Here is a 17,488-nt window from a genome sequence, read left to right on the forward strand (position 1 = left end):
GAAGGCGATGTAATCGTGTTGCAAGGAAGAAAGAGGGTTGCTGTTATTGGCGGGGGAATCACCGGGCTCGCTGCTGCTTACTACCTGCAAAAGCAGGCAAGAGAGCAAAACATGGCAGTCGATGTCAACTTAATCGAGGCTTCCCACAGGCTTGGCGGGAAAATCCAGACAGTTGTAAGGGATGGATATGTGATTGAAAAGGGTCCGGATTCTTTTCTTGGCCGAAAGCAAAGTGCTTCAAGGCTTGCAAAAGAAGTGGGAATGGCTGATCAATTAATCAACAATTCCGCTGGAAAATCATATGTCCTTGTCAAGGAGAGGCTACATCCGATGCCGGGAGGTTCGATTATGGGAATTCCTACTGAGGTTGCCCCCTTTGTGACTACTGGCTTATTTTCGATCCCGGGAAAAATAAGAGCAGCAGCCGACTTTTTCTTGCCGCGCTCCAATCCTTCAGAGGACCAGTCCCTCGGTCAATTTTTCCGGCGCAGGCTCGGGGATGAGGTTGTTGAAAACTTAATTGAGCCTTTGTTGTCCGGGATTTATGCGGGTGATATTGACCGTTTGAGCCTAATGTCCACATTTCCGCAATTCTATGAGGTTGAGCAAAAATACCGGAGCCTGATTTTGGGAATGAAAAAGGCCACTCCAGCCAGGCCGAAAAATCCGAGCCAAAAAGGCAATGGACTGTTTTTAACCTTTTCTTCAGGATTACAGTCGTTTGTCGATGCTATTGAGTCGAAGCTTGAGCCTCGTTCAGTTTTAAAAGGGATGAGGGTTGAACAAATCATTCAAAAATCGGGCGGCTATGAGATCGAGCTTAATAATGGCGAGATCATTCTCGCCGACAGTATCATCTCGGCGGTTCCACACCAAGCCGTGCCGATGTTATTCCCTGGAAATGACCTTTTTAGTGAATTAAAGGAGATGCCTTCCACGTCTGTAGCAACTGTTGCGATGGCATTCCCAAAAGAAGCGATAAAAAAGGATATTGAAGGCACGGGCTTTGTCGTTTCCCGGAACAGCGATTACACGATTACTGCCTGTACGTGGACGCATAAAAAATGGCCGCATTCGACTCCTGACGGAAAAGTGCTGCTCCGCTGTTATGTAGGGAGAGCAGGGGATGAAGCAGTTGTTGGCCTGTCAGATGACGAAATCATCAAAATTGTCCTCGAAGACTTAAACAAAACGATGGATATCACTGCCGAACCGGAATTTTCAATTATTTCACGATGGAATAATTCAATGCCTCAATATACAGTTGGCCACAAACAAATGGTTGAAAAGATAAAGGAACAAATGCCTTCAGAATACCCAGGCATCTTCCTGGCCGGGAGCTCGTTCGAAGGCCTTGGTATCCCGGACTGTATTGACCAGGGCGAAGTAGCTGTCAAGATGGTCTTAGATTACTTAACCATTAATGAAGAAGCAAAAACAGCTGTCAAATCTTAAACTGAAATTCTGTCGTATCACAATTTTGTAAATAATAGAGATTGCAAGTACTATTGCTGAAAAAACCAGCCGCTCATCCTAACGGCTGGTTTTTTCGTTTATATGATTTATTCCAAAAGAGAAAGCTGGTAAATTATCTTAAACTATTAAATATCGGTTACTCCCAAGCAATGGTCACATTTGTTACCGTAGCATTCATGTTGCTCGTCAATGGTTTTTCCGCATTCGGCACATTCTTTCGGCGGCAAATTTCTGAAGAATTCCATAATGTTAAAAAGCATCGCTGTTAACCTCCAATTTTTAAAATAATCTGAATTTAACTCAATTGTATTATAACAGATGTTTTTTGTCAACAACTGTTTCAATACAATTTTAAAAAGGAATAAAATAAGCAAAATGACTTATGTAATCCTTTGAACCGGGAAATGGAAAAGGGTAATGCTTTTTTGGTACTATGAAATTAAGAAGCATAAATCGTCATTAGGAGGCGTGTTCAGTGAAATTAACGGTAATCGGCTGCTGGGGAGGGTACCCGAAGGTAAATGAAGCAAGTACAGGGTATTTACTTGAGGAGAACGGATTCAAGCTGCTAATCGATTGCGGGAGCGGCGTGCTTTCAAAGCTGCAGAATATCATCCAGCCGGAAGAAATAAATTCTGTGATCCTGTCGCATTATCATGCTGACCATATTGCAGATATTGGAGTTTTGCAGCATGCAAGATTAATTCAATCTTTCCTTGGTAAGAAAATGGATGAGCTGCCTATCTATGCGCCTGAGTCTGAACAAGAATTTCCGAAGCTAACTCATAAAAACATCACCAACTGAGTCGAATATCATCCTGCTGAAGTGCTGACGGTTGGACCATTTAGCATCCGTTTTTTACGGACAGACCACCCGGTTCCATGCTATGCGATGCGGATTGAAACTGGTGGAAAAGTTTTTGTATATACCGCTGATACGTCATACAAACACGAATTGGAGCAGTTTAGTAAAGACGCAGACCTGCTCTTATGCGAGTGTAACTTTTACAAGGAACAGGATGGAAAAAATGCAGGCCACATGAACAGCCTTGATGCTGGAAAACTTGCAGCTGTAGCTAATGTTAAACGTCTGATCCTGACGCATTTGCCTCATTATGGCGATATTCAACGCCTCAAGGAAGAAGCAGCTGAGGTTTTCAATGGTCCGATTTTAGTAGCGTCGGAAAATCTGTCGATTACTTTATAGAAGAGGAGACTTTGACATGTTATTTATCGATAACGAGGGAATTACAGATCCGCGCATTAACCTGGCGATCGAAGAATACGCTTTGAAAAATCTCGATATCAACGAGACATATTTGCTGTTTTACATAAACGAACCATCGATTATTATTGGCAAAAACCAGAATACGATCGAGGAAATCAATACGGAATATGTTGAGAGCAAAGGCATCCATGTCGTGCGCAGATTGTCCGGGGGCGGGGCGGTTTATCATGACCTTGGCAATTTAAATTTCAGCTTTATAACAAAAGACGATGGCGAGAGCTTTCATAACTTTAAAAAGTTTACAGAACCGGTCATTGCTGCCCTCCAGAAGCTCGGTGTAAATGCGGAGCTGAGCGGCCGTAATGATATTGTTGCGGAGGGCAGGAAAATTTCAGGCAACGCGCAATTTTCGACAAGGGGCAGAATGTTCAGCCACGGCACACTCCTGTTCAAATCTGAAATCGAGCATGTCGTTTCCGCATTGAATGTTAAAAAAGATAAGATTGAATCAAAAGGAATTAAATCAATCCGCAGCAGGGTAGCCAATATTTCAGAGTTTTTAGCTGATCCAATTTCGATTGAGCAGTTTAAAGACCTGCTCCTGAAAAATATTTTCAGTAATGAGGAAGATATTCCACAATATAAATTGACGGAGGATGACTGGAAAAAAATCAATCAAATCTCGGAGGAGCGCTATCAGAACTGGGATTGGAACTATGGGAAATCACCAAAGTTTAATCTCCAGCATTCACATCGCTTTCCAGTTGGCCAAATTGATGTGAGACTGGAAGTGAATAAGGGCGGCATCGAAAACTGCAAAATCTATGGAGACTTCTTCGGAGTGGGTGACGTGTCAGAAATTGAAGACAAGCTTACGGGAATCAAGTATGGAAAATCAGACATAGAGGCAGCCCTTGAGGGTGTAAACATCCAGCATTACTTCGGCAACATTTCAAAAGAAGACTTTGTTAACTTAGTATATTAAGAAAGTAGCAGTGTCCGCCTCAGGGCACTGTTTTTGTATGAAAAATTTTGAAAGATAAGTATGAAAGTTTGAAAAATTTGTATTTGTACGACGATTAATCTTGAATATTAAACCTTTTTTCAATATAATTAATTTAGAAAATTTATGTCCAAAAAATGAATAACCATTCATTTTTGGTTCGTATTTTTTTGAAAAGGGGAGGGGTTAAGTTGAATTTGTCAGATCAGCTTCATCACATTGCAAAGGTACTGGCGAGTAAACCTGCTTATTATTTTATGGACCAATCCAGTACATATGCCGAATTGGACGGGGCTGTCACAAAATTTGCCTCGGGACTTGAAAAGCTTGGAGTTAAAAAAGGGAATCATATTGCACTGCTATTAGGCAATTCACCGTATTTTGTAATTAGCCTATATGGTGCACTTCGGCTTGGTGCCAAGGTCATTCCGATTAATCCAATTTATACACTGGATGAAATTGGCTATATTTTGAAAAATGGCGACGTTAAGGTCGTTGTTGCACTTGATCTTTTGCTTCCGCTTGCTGAAAAAATGCATCACAGCCTGCCGGACGTGGAGCAATACATCGTCTGTGAAACTCCGCAAGGACAACAGGCGGGAACAGATGTAACAAGCTTATCAGTATTCCCGAAATTGAAACCGTTTACAGAAGTGGTTGCTACAGGTGATCCTTCATTTGCCGGCCCAGATCTTCAGGAAGAGGATGTCGCTGTCATTCTGTATACATCAGGAACAACGGGTAAGCCGAAAGGTGCAATGCTAACTCATAAAAATCTTTACCGAAATGCAAAGGATAGCGGTGACTATCTGCGGATCAATGAGGATGACCGGGTTATTACCACTTTGCCAATGTTTCACGTCTTTTGTTTAACGGTAGCTTTGAATGCACCGCTCATGAATGGCGCAACGATCTTAATTGATCCGAAATTCAGCCCGAAGGAGATTTTTCGTCTCGCCAGAAAATATCAACCAACTGTGTTTGCGGGCGTGCCAACAATGTATAATTTCCTCTTGCAGTATGAGGAAGGCAATCCTGATGACTTGAAGTCGCTCCGCTTATGCATTTCTGGTGGCGCTTCCATGCCTGTTGCCCTGCTAAAAAGCTTTGAGAATAAATTTAATGTCCTGTTGTCGGAGGGCTATGGTTTATCAGAAGCATCACCGGTGACATGCTTTAACCCGCTCGACCGTCCGCGCAAGCCCGGGTCTATTGGACAGTCTATTATGAATGTTGAAAACAAAGTCGTTAACGAACTCGGAGAAGAGGTTCCGGTTGGCGAAGTTGGCGAATTAATCGTCAGGGGCCCAAATGTAATGAAAGGCTACTATAAAATGCCTGAAGATACAGCAGTAACGATTCGTGACGGCTGGCTATACACCGGGGATTTAGCAAGGATGGATGAAGAAGGCTATTTTTATATCGTCGATCGCAAAAAGGACATGATTTTGGTCAGCGGCTATAATGTTTACCCGCGCGAAGTCGAAGAGGTTCTGTACAATCATCCGGATGTAGTCGAGGTCGCCGTTGTAGGGATTCCGGATCCGAATTTAGGAGAAGCAGTGAAATGCTATGTTGTTTCAAAAAATCAGCAGCTGACTGAGAAGGACTTGTTTGAATATTGCAGTGAGCACCTTGCCAAATACAAAATCCCATCAGCAATCGTTTTTCTTGAGGAGCTTCCGAAAAACACAACTGGAAAAATTTTAAGAAGGGCACTCAAGAATCAAGAAGTCGCCTCATCCAGGTAAATTGCAATTTTTAACAGGACATAAAAGACCGAAATATCATGTTTTGGTCTTTTTGTTGATTTATTCCATATCACCTTTTGTTATAATACGATTAGTTAATAAGCACTAAAAAATGGGGTATGAAAATGATTGAACAAAATAGTCGGCTGCCGTTGTATGTTCAATTGAAGCTATCAATAATCAAGCAGATTGAGCAAGGCCTATATAAAAATGGGGATAAAATCCCGACTGAGCATGACCTTTCTGAAAAATATAATATTAGTAGACCGACAGTCAGACAGGCTTTAGCGGAGCTTGTCCAAGAGGGGTATTTAGTGAAAAGAAGAGGCTTGGGCACCTATGTTTCCAATCCTGTCATAATAGGTAATGCTTCAGTATTCCGCACCTTTGCAGAAGAAATGGAGATATTCGGATTCAACCATAGTGCCAAGTTAATTTCAAAGAAGGTATATCCCCCGCCAAAGGACTTGGCAGATACATTATCCATTGACCGGGGAGAAGAAGTGTTTGAGATTGTTCGTTTAAGGTATGCGAATAATAAGCCTTTGGCAATTCGGACTTCAATTATTCCTGTTAGAATATATCCCAACCTGTTGGAAGAGGATCTTGAGGTGCTGTATTCTTTATTTGCTCAAAAAGGGATTTTTCCTACACGATCAAAACAAACATTTCAAGCTGTGCCAGCCACAAAAGCGGAAGCTGAATTATTGAACATTTCGGAAGGAATGCCTTTAATGTTATGGGATGGACTTGTTTTTACAGACAATAACCAGCCTTTGGAAAAAGTGAAGGTTGTTTATCTCGGGTCTCATTTTCGCTTCGAAATTGACCAAACGAGAGAACAATCAAATGTTCAATTTAATAGTCAAATAGACAAAAGGAGCTAGACTAAAAAGCATAATACGCTTTTTGATCTTGCTCCTTTTTTTATTTTTTCTAAAAAAACCTTGTTAAATAATCTAACAAGATTGTTTACGGCCTAAAAATAGAGACATATAATTCAGTTTAAGTATTTAGAGTTGTTAGAAAACGTGACATGGCTTATGAGAATTTTTTAATTTTAAGTTGTAAAGACATCATAACAAAATAAGGAGTGATAAGAATGATGATAGTTAATTCTGCAAAAGCTGTTGAAAACTATACAAAGGAAGAACATGCCATTGAATTGCAAGGAATAAAGAAACATTTTGTTGATAAAGAGGATAATGTGATTCAGGTTATTAAAGATATCACACTTGATATTAAAGAAAAGGAGTTTATTAGTATTATTGGTCCGAGTGGCTGCGGAAAGAGTACTATGTTTAATATTATCTCTGGTCTCATGGAACCGTCGGCAGGACATGTAACGGTAAAGGGGGAAAATATTTCGAGTTCAACTGGTCATGTAGGTTATATGATGCAAAAAGATTTATTATTTCCCTGGCGCACAATCCTCGACAACGTTAGTCTCGGACTTGAGGTAAAGGGGAAAGCAAAGAAGGAACGTGAAGAAATTGGGTTGGCCTATTTGGCGAAATATGGACTTTCCGACTTTGCGAACGCCTATCCTTCCACATTATCGGGAGGAATGAGACAAAGGGTTGCACTCATTCGCACCCTGGCAATCGACCCCGACATTATTCTTTTGGATGAACCTTTTTCTGCTTTAGACTATCAAACAAGATTAGTACTGGAAGAGGAAATACTGGGAATTTTAAGAGATTTCGGCAAAACAGCCGTTTTAATTACACATGATATAGGTGAAGCGATTGCGATGTCGGACCGGGTCGCCGTTATGACCCAAAGGCCGACTTCGGTAAAGAAAATCTATGAAGTGGGCCTTGCCAAAGAATACAGTTCCGCTATGAAGGCTAGATCCGATCATCGATATAATCATTTTTTTGAAAGTATTTGGGCCGATTTAGATATTCAAATTGGGAGGGAGTTATAATGGATTTAACACAAGTCGGTACTGGAAAGATTATTCAAACAAAAGCCCGGCAAAAGAAAAAGAAGCTCAATCCCATCGTGCTTTATAATATTTCAAGACTGGGAATTGTTTTATCTCTATTGGCTATATGGGAACTGGCAGTTTATCTGCAATGGGTCAATTCTTTTTTGATGGGTTCTCCGCTTGGCATATTAAATGAAACGGTTCGTCTTATTCAAAGCGGGCAGCTTTTCAGTGATATGCTGGCAACTGTTTATGGAACGATTATGGGCTTTATTATCGGCAGTGTTTTAGGTTCTGTTGTCGGTCTTCTATTATGGTATTCTACAACATTTGCAAGAATTATTGACCCCTTTATTGTCGCTTTAAACGGCCTGCCGAAAATTGCCCTTGCACCGATGATTATTATTTGGTTTGGCTCGGGGATGTTCTCGAAGATTGCTTTAGCCGGTATTGCTACGTTTATCGTGGCGTTGCTTTCAGCATACCAGGGAACACATCAAATCGATTCAAATCTTGTCAATTTAATGCGATCACTCGGAGCGTCCAAAGGCCAAATTTTTAAAAAGGTTGTTTTTCCTTCATCCATGCCCTGGATTATTTCCGCATTCCGGTTAAATATAGGTTTTGCCTTAATTGCTGTTATTGGGGGAGAGTTTATCTCTTCTGATAAAGGACTTGGAAGAATGATTTTCGTCGCTGGAAATCTATTTAACTTAAATGTTGTCTGGGTGGGAGTCTTAACTTTAATGGCAGTTGCGATCTTTCTTTATGTTGTTGTATCGAAAATGGAGTCTCGATTAATTCCTTGGGATGCAATGAACAAACAAAGTGAAAATCAATAACAGTTCAGATGGGGGATTTTTCAATGAAAAAATATTCGATTATCACACTACTATCTATACTTGTTGTGACTCTGTCAGCTTGTTCTGGAAGTAACGCAGGAGTTTCTTCAGCCCAGACTGAAAAAGATGGTGAAATGGACACTGTTCTTATAACAGAGGCCTTCCACACTCTTCTTTATTTACCACTGTATGTGGGTTTCCATGAAGGTGTATTTAAAGAAAATAATATAAATATCTCTAATATTCGCTCTGCCGGTACCGGCCCGACCGCATTGACGTCTGTGCTTTCCGGCGAAGCACAATTTTCAGTACATGGTCCGGAGCACGTAGGTTTTGCCAATGAAAAAGGCGGCGATGCAAAAGCTGTCAGTGCAGTAGCAAATAGCGCTCCTGTCTGGGTGCTTGCTAATAAAGATGTTGTGTTTGATTCACCGGCAGATTTAAAAGGAAAACGAATCATCGTCGGGTTAGCTCCAGGCACATCGAATACGCTACTCAAACGCTTGCTCGAAGATAACGGACTTGATTATCAAAACGATGTAAAAGTAACTGAAGTCCAAAACGGATCTGAACTGGGCCCCGTACTGGCAGGGGAAGCGGATATTGCGGTCGCTTATCAGCCACAGGTAGAGCAGGGCTTAGCTGAAGGTGTGGAATTAGTTTACGATTTCACAAAAGAATATCCCGACTATGCATTCTCTACTTTCAATACGTCTCAAAAAATCATCGATGAAAATCCTGAGCTAGTAAAACGATTTGTAAAAGCTATGGACGAATCTCTAAAACTAATCCATAAAGACCCGGAAACTGCAAAGAAAGTAGCTAAAAAAGAGTTTCCGGAACTGGACGGAGACGTTATTGATCAAGCTGTTCAACGTATGATTGACAGCAACGTTTATCCGGAAAATGTCGAGATTACCACGGAAGCTTTTAAAACAGCTATCGATATGCAGAAATTTGTAGGAAATATAAAAAACGAAATGAAGTATGAAGATATTGTGAATTCAGAGTTTATTCCTGGTGAATGACAAGGAGGAGGTGTCTAGTTATGAAATTAACAATAGTTGGACTGCAAAGTGGTCCCAATTTAAATGGAGAAAGTTATACTGATCGTCTTGAAATGCTGGCTGCTCAATTTGATCATGCTATTCACGATAATCCAGGAACAGACCTGGTCGTTTTCCCCGAGCTAATGACGACTCCTTATTTTTGCCCGATAGATGATCAAAGCTTTTTTGAATTAGCAGAACCTTTACTTGGCGAAACGTTTACATTTTTTTCTCAAAAAGCAAGAGATTCGGGTGTGTATGTTGTGATTACCATATTTGAAAAATATGCAGATGATCAAAACACTAGCTATTATAATACGGCAATTATGATTTCTGATGCAGGAGAATATATCGGCAGTTATCGGAAGACACATATTCCAAAATTGGCACTCCCAACTTTAACAACGGATGAAACTCGTTATTTTAAGAGGGGAACTGAATTTCCTGTTTTTGATGTAAAAGGCTATAAGGTTGGTATTCTCATCTGTTTCGATCGTTCCTTTCCAGAAGCTGCCAGGGCTCTCGCGTTGCAGGGGGCAGAATTAATCATCATTCCAACAGCAGCCGGAGGAGAAGAGCGAAAGGCAGCATGGCTTTCCGAGTGCCAGGCCAGAGCCAGAGAAAATGGCCTCTATGTTGTCGGGGTTAATAAGGCAGGAGACGAAACACTTAAAGCTGAAGGCCGGGAGTTAACATCACGATTCTTTGGGTTAAGCTGTGCCTTTGATCCAAGCGGAAATGCTGTGCAACCTCATTTAGACAGTGAACCTTGGAAGCACATTATCCTCGAAATCGATGGTAAAAAAGTAGAAGAACAAAGGAATAGGTTAAACTTTTTGGATTTTTTACAAGGAGATTTATATCATTCTTATTCGAGTGAAGTTCAGAAAGTAAGAAAATATGAAATTAAGAGAGAGACAGTTCCGCTTTTTGGACCGAAAGGAGTCGTTACAATTGATTAAGACGTCTATGTTTTCCTTGACGATTGCAGATGCCCACCGATTATTAAGAGAAAAACAAATATCCCCAACTGAGCTGGTTTCATTATATTTAGAACAGATCGAACAGGCAGAGCCAACCATAAGAGCCTGGGTAACAATTGAAAAAGATCGCGCTATTGAAAGAGCAAAAGAGTTAGAGCACAAAGTGAATCAGTTTAAAACGTTTTCACAGCTATATGGTATTCCATATGCAGCAAAGGACATCATTTATACGAAAGGAATAAACACTGAAGGCGGATCAAAGGCATTAAAAGGATTTACACCTGATCAGGATGCTACCGTGGTTCAAAAATTATCTGATGCAGGGGCTATTTTACTCGGCAAAACAACGACGACAGAATTTGCTAACTGGGGAGGCCCACCGGAAACTAGGAATCCATGGAATTTAAACCACACGCCTGGCGGATCAAGCTCCGGTTCGGCAGCAGCCATGGCTGCAGGTATGACTTTAATGGCATTGGGGACCCAAACAGCCGGATCATTATCAAGACCGGCTGCCTATAATGGCTTGACAGTGTTAAAAGCAACTTATGGAAGAATAAGCAAGGCCGGGGTGATACCCGCCAGCTGGAGCTTGGATCATATAGGTGCTTTTACAAAAACGGTTGAGGATACAGTCCTTGTCTATAATGAAATTTCCGGGCCGGACCAACATGATTCATCCACTTGGACATTGCCAAAACAAGATCTCTGCTTACGGGAAAAGAAAGACTATAAGATCGGCATTGTAATAGATGAATATTTTAAAGACACTGATGGTGAATTGCAAAAGTCTATCGAAGACGCGATTCAGGTGCTTCAGAACATAGGTTTTAAAACGATTTCTATTCATTTGCCCGGCAGTTTGGAAGCGGCCAACGCTGCTCAACACATCGTGATGAAATCGGAAACAGCCCATTATCATGCAGATAAATATTTGAAAGAACCGGCCCTTTTCGGTCCCTATTTACAGCAGTTTATTAAAGAAGGCTTACAAATTAAAGCAAATGATTATCTGAAAGCGCAACGAATCCGATCTATTTTTAGAGAACAAATGACCGAACTCTTTAAAGATGTAGATTTGTTAATTACCCCAGCCTCACCAACACCCGCACCAAAAGGGATTTCAGAAACAGGATCACCTGCCTACAATCTTCCATTTACAAATGCAGGTGTCCCAACTCTGACCATTCCTATTGGATACACACAAATCAATCATCTGCCAATGGCAATGCAGCTAGTTGCCGGTCCGATGCACGAGCAAAAGCTAATAGATGCCGGGTTTCTTTTTCAAAAGGAAACGGATTGGCATATGAAAACACCTGAGATGCTTAGGTAAAAGATGTTATTGATTGTAACGATGCTATTGTTAGGGTTCGTGTTGGGATTTGTTGGAGCTGGGGGCTCCGGTTTTATCATTGCCATACTTGTGACGATTTTCCATATCCCCGTACATACCGCATTAGGCACTGCCGTATCTGTCATGTTCTTTAGCGTATTGTCAGGAAGTTGGAGTCACTTTCGAGAAGGGAATCTATATTTAAAAGAAGGCTTAATTGTCGGTTTGTTCGGGGGAATTGGTGCTTTCTTTGGGACCAGATTGACCGTGTTCATAGACCCGAATGTGCTGATGTTTTTTACAATGACAGTGTTAGTCATTTCAGCAGTACTTCTTTGGTTAAAAACTAGAGTGAACATCAGGGTTGAGGAAGAGAGAACAAATCCGGCGGTTCTTGGCTATAGCCTAATCGGGCTCGGTAATGGCTTGATTTCAGGAACTTTCGGGATCGGTGCAGCTCCCTTTATCCAGTTGTCACTCATAAAATGGCTGCATTTTCCAATGCGGTTCGCCGCAGGAACTACGATGTTGGTTATTGTACCCATTTCGATGTTCGCATCCGCTGGCTACATCGTAAACGGCTATTTTGACACTCTGTTGTTTTTAAAAGTATCTCTTGGAACGATAGTTGGGACCTACATTGGAGCGAAGTTAACCAAGAAACTTCCCCAAGTTCTATTGCGATACGGAATGGTTATTACTCCGATTGCAAGTGCGATCATATTACTAATCAATTTTCTATGAAATGGAAAAGCTTAATCAACTAACAAATGATGAAGCAACCTATTTTTGTCATCGAAAAATTGTTTCATGATTTTGTAGTGATTGGTTTCTTCCAGGGCTGTTTCATTGATTCCGTCCTCGCTAAGCTCAAATATTTTGGAGGATGGATAAGACATGATGATCGGGGAATGGGTCGCTATGATAAACTGAGAATTCTCGTTCACCAGATCATGGATCCTTGCGATCATCGATAATTGCCTGATTGGTGAAAGGGCCGCCTCAGGTTCATCCAAAATGTAAATGCCGTTGCCGCGAAAACGATTTGTGAAGGTCGAAAAAAAAGCTTCGCCATGTGATTGTTCATGGAGTGAAACTCCGCCAAACGAGTCAATTACCCGGGGGCCGGGTGCTGGTTCACTGTCCATTTTTTCTATGTTGGAAGCGACATTATAAAAGCTTTCCGCTCGAAGAAAAAAGCCATCTTTGGGCCGCAATACGCCTTTTATCACTTTAAGGTAATGTTCGAGAACGGAATGAGAGTCATAAGTGGTGAAGTTGAAGTTCAACGAACCTCCTTCTGGATTAAATCCGAGCGAAACGGCAATGGCTTCTAAAAAGGTTGATTTGCCCACCCCATTTTCACCGACAATGAAAGTGACATTTGGATGGAGAGATAGTTCGGTTAATGAATGAATGCTTGGGAGATTAAAAGGATAGTCATTAAATGAAGGAACTTTATCTCTTTTCAATTTAATGCCTCTAACATATTGGGAATGTAAGTGATCCATACAATTACCCCGCTTAACTGATGATCTTTATTCTATATTTTATCAGATTAAAGAAGTGGAAACATTTATTTCTGTTGGAATTTTTAAATGGAAGGTTCGATTATAACCCCCCCTGTTAGGAGACAAAAAGGGGGGGTTTTTGTGTGTTTTTTCATCAGATTCAGCTTGTTTTACACTTGTTTTAGTTGGACCAGCATTCCGCCATTGGCACAAGCCTTATTTAATGGGAGTTCAAGAAATTATAAGTCTGCCCGTCAATGTTGAGAGGATCAATTAAGCGGAAATTCCCGGGATTTAAGCGGAAACTTGAATAATTAAGCGGAAATACGATTATTTAAGCGGAAAAAATAATAATTAAGCGAAATGCGAGTTTATTTAAGCGAAACGTAAAAAGCGATTTGGTCATTAGGCTGAGGGACGGTCTGGACAGGGTGAAGAGGATTATCGTCAGAGGGTCAAATCTGCCAGACCTTAATGTAAAGGCAAGGGGCGCAAGATAATTTTGATGGTGTGAGGCATCTTGAGGTCGTTTTGTGCTTCCCTTAAAAACTGATACATGGCTTTACCACCGACGGAGTTAGCAGAATGGATGGTAATGCGTTCTGCGAACAACTGGTACTCTACCATTAAATGCACAAGCTTTAACCCGTTTCTCGTTTTGCTGACCAGATCATGGTCCAACGACAAATGTTCGACATGAAAATGCACTAACAGGTTGAGACATTCATCAATATTATCGGTCAAAATATATCCTGGTGGACAAGGTCGGTAATCATCAAGAAACACACTTATTTTCATGACCATACCTCCCTCTATGTTCGGATTACGAATATTTTACCACATATTCATAGTGTTAATTGGTACTCCAGCAATAATAAGCAAGAAAAAAGGTAGGAATACCAATGATTCCAGCTTCGTAAATAGGTACAAAGTAGTTTTTTTGATTTATGAAAATTCAAGAATATTTTTGCTCCGGATAAGCAAATATTTTTACTGTACTTTTGGATATTTATAGTAAAATATTTTTATACGATTTTGTTGGGGGAAGAATTATGAGAATGGTGTTGGAGTTATTACGAATTGTTTTAGTATTCTTTTTCCTGGGTGGCATTATGAGTACTGTGTTAGTAAATGTATATTCCATGACGGGGATTAACGTAGACGATTATGACTGGATGGGTGTTTTGGGCATCTTAATATTGCTTTTTGTTTTGTATCGAAATAGATGGCAGTTTTCTGGCTGGTATTCAGGAAAAGGCAACGAAAAACTTCCGGTAAAAACTTCGAATCTATTGTTAACGATTTCTATTTTGATGCTAATGCTTCCCCCTGTTTTAGGTTTAATACTTTAATTGAAATATAGAGAGTTGAGTGACAATGAATATCCGAACAGAAAAAGCCAGTGATTATAAAAAGGTTTACCAATTAAATTATCTTGCTTTTGGTGAGAGAGACGATGAATCCAAACTGATCGAAAGAATCCGGTTATCCGAGGAATTTGTTCCGGAATTGTCGATCATCGCAGAAGAAAAAGGAGAAATCGCCGGCCATATCCTCTTAAGCAAAGCTAAAGTAAAGAATCCAAATCATGAATATGAAGTGATTGTTCTTGCACCAATAGCAGTTAGGCCTGGATACCAAAAGAAAGGGATCGGAACCAAGCTGATGCAGGAAGGACTGCGAAGATGCAAGGGCCTGGGCTACGGATTGGTTTTATTAATCGGCCACCCGGATTATTATCCTAAGTTCGGATTTAAACCGGCGAGAAAGTATCGGTTGGAGTTAAGGCAATTTGATGTCCCCGATGAGGTTTTCATGGTTTGTGAATTGAAGGTCGGGGAACTTAATAAAGTCCATGGTGAACTCACTTATCCGGGCTCTTTTTTCGGCTGATGATTGGAGGAGTGCAAATGGATAATAATCTGCATTTGTTTTATAAAATTTTAAAAGTAGATAACTTATGTCACCATTATACGTTTAACCTCTGCCAATTCACACCTTCTAGAAAGAATATTCTTTTTAATCAAAGGGCTTGATTTTTTTGTCAAATGTTTATACAATGTATATACTATTTATGAGGAGTTGATAATGTATGAATCAAGTGCAAAAATGGGGAAACAGTTTAGGTATCCGCATTCCGAAAGCAATTGCCATGCAGGTGGGCATTCAAGAAGGAGATATGATTGATTTTCATATTGAAGGGGATAAAATCGTTATTCGGCGTAAGCACCAAACACTAGATCAATTATTGTCCCAGATTAGACCGGAAAATATGTATAAGGAAGTGTCTACGGGTGACGCACAAGGGCGTGAACAATGGTAATGCCCTATATTCCTGAGCGCGGTGATTTAGTCTGGCTAACGTTCACTTCGCAAACTGGGCATGAACAAGCTGGAAGACGGCCGGCTCTTGTTATATCTCCGAAAGCATATAATGGAAAAGTTGGTTTGGCTTTATTATGTCCAGTCACCTCAAAAGTTAAGGGATATCCATTCGAGGTTATATTACCACAGGATTTACCGATTGAAGGTGCTGTATTGTCTGATCAAGTAAAAAGCTTGGATTGGCAAGCACGCCAAGCCATGTTTATCTGCAGTACACCTAAGGAGATAATTGAGGAAGTTCAAGGGAAAATTGAACTACTGATTAAATAATGGTGCCGTTTCTTCAGAACGAGGTTTTAACTAAGGGTCAGGTTTATGAAGGGATACTTGGATGAAATCTTTAATTAATAATATATTAGGCTTTAACTTATACATGCCCCGAGTAGGAAACTGCCTAATGAAGTCACATTTATTTTTGGCGATTACCATTCCCACATGTTCCAATTTTTCAATTTGTTTAATCCATAAACAAGCTGGCAGCCGTCCAGAATTATCAATGATCATAAACTATTTTTTTTAGTTCTGGAAGAAGCTTTGAAGCTGGAAGCAGTTTAAAATCAATCTTGATAGAAATAATGTATTTGGTTTCTGAAAATGTGTATGAACGTGGGTTTCATGTGAAGTTCTAATAATAACGGAGGAAATAATCATGAGCGCTAAAATTAAGCTTAGAGATGTTATTGAAGGAATTGATATGCAGTTTGATGATACATATACTTTTCTAAATAAAGAGACTGGTGAAGTAATTTCCGTATCTCATGAAAACTTCCAGGATGCTGAAGAATTAGACTCATTCGAGAATTTACCCGAATGGCAGCAGGAGGAACTGGAAATTGCGATTGATGTCCTTGGGAATGACGAAAAATATATAGAACTTCCAACAAAAAATGATATTAATGAATATAGAATTATGGAAGACTTTTGCTATTCAGTACAAGATAAAAGAATACAAGACAGATTATTTGATGCTATTGATGGAAAAGGTGCCTTTAGGAGATTTAAGAATAAAATTCATGATTTTGGAATTGAGGATCAATGGTATTCCTTTCGAGATGAAGAATTTAAAAAAATCGCAATCGAATGGTGTCAGCATCATGATCTGCAGTATATCGATTAAAGCTGAAATGAGTCGCTTCGAAATCCTATGTTAATTTTGCAAGAGATAAAGTAAATTGCAAGGATGGTGGGAGTTTGTGTTTGTAAAAGTATACCAGTACCATATTGAAACAGGAAAAGAACAAGAGTTTATTGAAATTCAAGAAAAAGCAGCAGAGATTTATCATAAATATGTAAACTTTCATACCACTTGTCTAAAAAGTAACGACAATCCCACTAAATGGATGGAGATAAGCTGGTATGAAAGCGAGAAAATCTATGAAAAGTCTATTTCCATTATAAATGAGCAAAAAGAAATCCAAGAGCTATACAAGAGATTTCAATCAGTACTTGCGTCAGATCAGCACGAAATTAGTGAAGAGAACTTTTTACAGATAAAAGAGATTTAACTCAATCCCTAATTATTTTGTTGCATTAAACAAAAAGCTTTTGCAAGCATTATTTGGCTCTTTTTCAGACTCAAAGTCAGCAATCACGCTCACTTTTGAAAAACCAATGCTTTCTAAAATGAGCCGGAATTCTTCTATCCCATACCAGCGCAATGCAAATCGTTGCAATTCAGTTTGGATGAGCCGGCCGTCACGCCACTTTTCATACTTCAAATAAGAGACTTTATATTGGTTGAAAAAATCAACTTCAACCAGTTTCTCTTCCATTGTAATCGTGTCACCATTTGGGCAGTCTATCGTTGTCGTTCTCAATTTGCCTATTTCAAAATCGTTATCAGGCAAAAAGATATCAACAATTAGGCGTCCGCCACACTCTAGATGGTGATAAAGCTGCCTTAACGCTTTAATTGATCCATCGCGTTTTTCAGTATGAGTAAAATGTTTGTAGGAGAATTATTTCCCTTCTCATCCAGATAATGGCGTAGC

Annotated in this window: 20 protein-coding genes and 1 pseudogene; 17 read left to right on the top strand and 4 right to left on the bottom strand. The window is 40.0% G+C overall.

What is annotated here, in order from left to right:
* Positions 1–18 precede the first annotated feature (18 nt).
* Positions 19–1,455 carry a protoporphyrinogen oxidase gene (gene hemY, locus CVD23_RS06025; protein WP_101665485.1) on the top strand — a complete coding sequence of 479 codons (1,437 nt, stop codon included), beginning with the start codon at positions 19–21 and terminating at the stop codon, positions 1,453–1,455.
* Positions 1,456–1,601: 146 nt separating this feature from the next.
* On the opposite strand, the gene yhfH is transcribed toward hemY, so the two are convergent.
* Positions 1,602–1,736, bottom strand: a complete 135-nt coding sequence (gene yhfH, locus CVD23_RS06030) for a protein YhfH (protein ID WP_101576846.1) — start codon at positions 1,734–1,736, stop codon at positions 1,602–1,604.
* Positions 1,737–1,951: 215 nt separating this feature from the next.
* On the opposite strand from yhfH, the pseudogene CVD23_RS06035 reads away from it, so the two are divergent.
* From CVD23_RS06035 to CVD23_RS06080, 10 genes and pseudogenes are all read left to right on the top strand, one after another.
* Positions 1,952–2,683 (top strand): annotated as a pseudogene (locus CVD23_RS06035) (MBL fold metallo-hydrolase).
* 16 nt (positions 2,684–2,699) lie between these two features.
* Complete coding sequence (locus CVD23_RS06040; protein WP_101665470.1) at positions 2,700–3,689, top strand: lipoate--protein ligase; 990 nt, start codon at positions 2,700–2,702, stop codon at positions 3,687–3,689.
* 209 nt (positions 3,690–3,898) lie between these two features.
* A complete protein-coding gene (locus tag CVD23_RS06045) occupies positions 3,899–5,458 on the top strand; it encodes a fatty acid--CoA ligase family protein (RefSeq protein ID WP_101665471.1) in 1,560 nt (519 codons plus the stop codon).
* Positions 5,459–5,583: 125 nt separating this feature from the next.
* Complete coding sequence (locus tag CVD23_RS06050; protein WP_180955567.1) at positions 5,584–6,345, top strand: GntR family transcriptional regulator; 762 nt, start codon at positions 5,584–5,586, stop codon at positions 6,343–6,345.
* Between the two features lie 215 nt (positions 6,346–6,560).
* Positions 6,561–7,388: an ABC transporter ATP-binding protein gene (locus CVD23_RS06055; RefSeq protein ID WP_245917382.1), complete on the top strand. Its 828-nt coding sequence runs from the start codon at positions 6,561–6,563 to the stop codon at positions 7,386–7,388.
* Positions 7,388–8,233 (top strand): ABC transporter permease, encoded by an 846-nt coding sequence (locus CVD23_RS06060; protein WP_101576857.1) that lies wholly within the window; start codon positions 7,388–7,390, stop codon positions 8,231–8,233. Before CVD23_RS06055 ends, CVD23_RS06060 begins: the two co-directional genes overlap by 1 nt.
* A 23-nt stretch (positions 8,234–8,256) precedes the next feature.
* Positions 8,257–9,261: an ABC transporter substrate-binding protein gene (locus tag CVD23_RS06065; protein WP_257988052.1), complete on the top strand. Its 1,005-nt coding sequence runs from the start codon at positions 8,257–8,259 to the stop codon at positions 9,259–9,261.
* A 20-nt stretch (positions 9,262–9,281) separates the two neighbouring features.
* Complete coding sequence (locus CVD23_RS06070; protein ID WP_180955067.1) at positions 9,282–10,244, top strand: carbon-nitrogen hydrolase family protein; 963 nt, start codon at positions 9,282–9,284, stop codon at positions 10,242–10,244.
* The gene (locus tag CVD23_RS06075) at positions 10,237–11,601 is read left to right on the top strand and encodes an amidase (protein ID WP_219619914.1); all 1,365 of its coding nucleotides are present in this window, start codon (positions 10,237–10,239) and stop codon (positions 11,599–11,601) included. Before CVD23_RS06070 ends, CVD23_RS06075 begins: the two co-directional genes overlap by 8 nt.
* A gap of 9 nt (positions 11,602–11,610) precedes the next feature.
* Positions 11,611–12,345: a sulfite exporter TauE/SafE family protein gene (locus tag CVD23_RS06080; RefSeq protein ID WP_180955568.1), complete on the top strand. Its 735-nt coding sequence runs from the start codon at positions 11,611–11,613 to the stop codon at positions 12,343–12,345.
* An 11-nt stretch (positions 12,346–12,356) separates the two neighbouring features.
* Here CVD23_RS06080 and CVD23_RS06085 read toward each other — a convergent pair whose 3' ends face one another.
* On the bottom strand, positions 12,357–13,112 hold the full coding sequence (locus CVD23_RS06085; protein WP_101665475.1) for an AAA family ATPase: 756 nt from the start codon (positions 13,110–13,112) through the stop codon (positions 12,357–12,359).
* 471 nt (positions 13,113–13,583) lie between these two features.
* Positions 13,584–13,910, bottom strand: coding sequence for a cyclic-phosphate processing receiver domain-containing protein (locus tag CVD23_RS06090; protein ID WP_101665476.1), 327 nt, complete (start codon positions 13,908–13,910; stop codon positions 13,584–13,586).
* A 254-nt stretch (positions 13,911–14,164) separates the two neighbouring features.
* Between CVD23_RS06090 and CVD23_RS06095 the strand changes: the two genes are divergently transcribed.
* From CVD23_RS06095 to CVD23_RS06120, 6 genes are all read left to right on the top strand, one after another.
* On the top strand, positions 14,165–14,464 hold the full coding sequence (locus CVD23_RS06095) for a hypothetical protein (RefSeq protein ID WP_101665477.1): 300 nt from the start codon (positions 14,165–14,167) through the stop codon (positions 14,462–14,464).
* 25 nt (positions 14,465–14,489) lie between these two features.
* Positions 14,490–15,005 carry a GNAT family N-acetyltransferase gene (locus CVD23_RS06100; protein WP_101665478.1) on the top strand — a complete coding sequence of 172 codons (516 nt, stop codon included), beginning with the start codon at positions 14,490–14,492 and terminating at the stop codon, positions 15,003–15,005.
* 199 nt (positions 15,006–15,204) lie between these two features.
* A complete protein-coding gene (locus CVD23_RS06105; protein ID WP_101665479.1) occupies positions 15,205–15,435 on the top strand; it encodes an AbrB/MazE/SpoVT family DNA-binding domain-containing protein in 231 nt (76 codons plus the stop codon).
* A complete protein-coding gene (gene mazF / locus CVD23_RS06110) occupies positions 15,435–15,767 on the top strand; it encodes an endoribonuclease MazF (RefSeq protein WP_101665486.1) in 333 nt (110 codons plus the stop codon). The genes CVD23_RS06105 and mazF overlap by 1 nt, the downstream gene beginning before the upstream one ends.
* 379 nt (positions 15,768–16,146) lie before the next feature.
* Entirely contained in the window at positions 16,147–16,614 is a 468-nt protein-coding gene (locus CVD23_RS06115; protein WP_101665480.1) for a UPF0158 family protein, read from the top strand.
* Positions 16,615–16,669: 55 nt separating this feature from the next.
* Positions 16,670–17,002, top strand: coding sequence for a hypothetical protein (locus CVD23_RS06120; RefSeq protein WP_257988054.1), 333 nt, complete (start codon positions 16,670–16,672; stop codon positions 17,000–17,002).
* Between the two features lie 12 nt (positions 17,003–17,014).
* Here CVD23_RS06120 and CVD23_RS06125 read toward each other — a convergent pair whose 3' ends face one another.
* Complete coding sequence (locus tag CVD23_RS06125; RefSeq protein ID WP_142382886.1) at positions 17,015–17,344, bottom strand: hypothetical protein; 330 nt, start codon at positions 17,342–17,344, stop codon at positions 17,015–17,017.
* Between the last annotated feature and the right edge of the window lie 144 nt (positions 17,345–17,488).

It is taken from the genome of Bacillus sp. V33-4, from assembly GCF_002860225.1.
GTDB lineage: Bacteria > Bacillota > Bacilli > Bacillales > Cytobacillaceae > Bacillus_BJ > Bacillus_BJ canaveralius.

Bases quoted from the DNA above. Each gene is read 5' to 3' on its own strand.
- yhfH (WP_101576846.1), bottom strand. From the start codon at position 1,736: ATGCTTTTTAACATTATGGAATTCTTCAGAAATTTGCCGCCGAAAGAA.
- CVD23_RS06040 (WP_101665470.1), top strand. From the start codon at position 2,700: ATGTTATTTATCGATAACGAGGGAATTACAGATCCGCGCATTAACCTG.
- CVD23_RS06050 (WP_180955567.1), top strand. From the start codon at position 5,584: ATGATTGAACAAAATAGTCGGCTGCCGTTGTATGTTCAATTGAAGCTA.
- CVD23_RS06055 (WP_245917382.1), top strand. From the start codon at position 6,561: ATGATGATAGTTAATTCTGCAAAAGCTGTTGAAAACTATACAAAGGAA.
- CVD23_RS06060 (WP_101576857.1), top strand. From the start codon at position 7,388: ATGGATTTAACACAAGTCGGTACTGGAAAGATTATTCAAACAAAAGCC.
- CVD23_RS06065 (WP_257988052.1), top strand. From the start codon at position 8,257: ATGAAAAAATATTCGATTATCACACTACTATCTATACTTGTTGTGACT.
- CVD23_RS06070 (WP_180955067.1), top strand. From the start codon at position 9,282: ATGAAATTAACAATAGTTGGACTGCAAAGTGGTCCCAATTTAAATGGA.
- CVD23_RS06085 (WP_101665475.1), bottom strand. From the start codon at position 13,112: ATGGATCACTTACATTCCCAATATGTTAGAGGCATTAAATTGAAAAGA.
- CVD23_RS06090 (WP_101665476.1), bottom strand. From the start codon at position 13,910: ATGAAAATAAGTGTGTTTCTTGATGATTACCGACCTTGTCCACCAGGA.
- CVD23_RS06095 (WP_101665477.1), top strand. From the start codon at position 14,165: ATGAGAATGGTGTTGGAGTTATTACGAATTGTTTTAGTATTCTTTTTC.
- CVD23_RS06100 (WP_101665478.1), top strand. From the start codon at position 14,490: ATGAATATCCGAACAGAAAAAGCCAGTGATTATAAAAAGGTTTACCAA.
- CVD23_RS06105 (WP_101665479.1), top strand. From the start codon at position 15,205: ATGAATCAAGTGCAAAAATGGGGAAACAGTTTAGGTATCCGCATTCCG.
- mazF (WP_101665486.1), top strand. From the start codon at position 15,435: ATGCCCTATATTCCTGAGCGCGGTGATTTAGTCTGGCTAACGTTCACT.
- CVD23_RS06115 (WP_101665480.1), top strand. From the start codon at position 16,147: ATGAGCGCTAAAATTAAGCTTAGAGATGTTATTGAAGGAATTGATATG.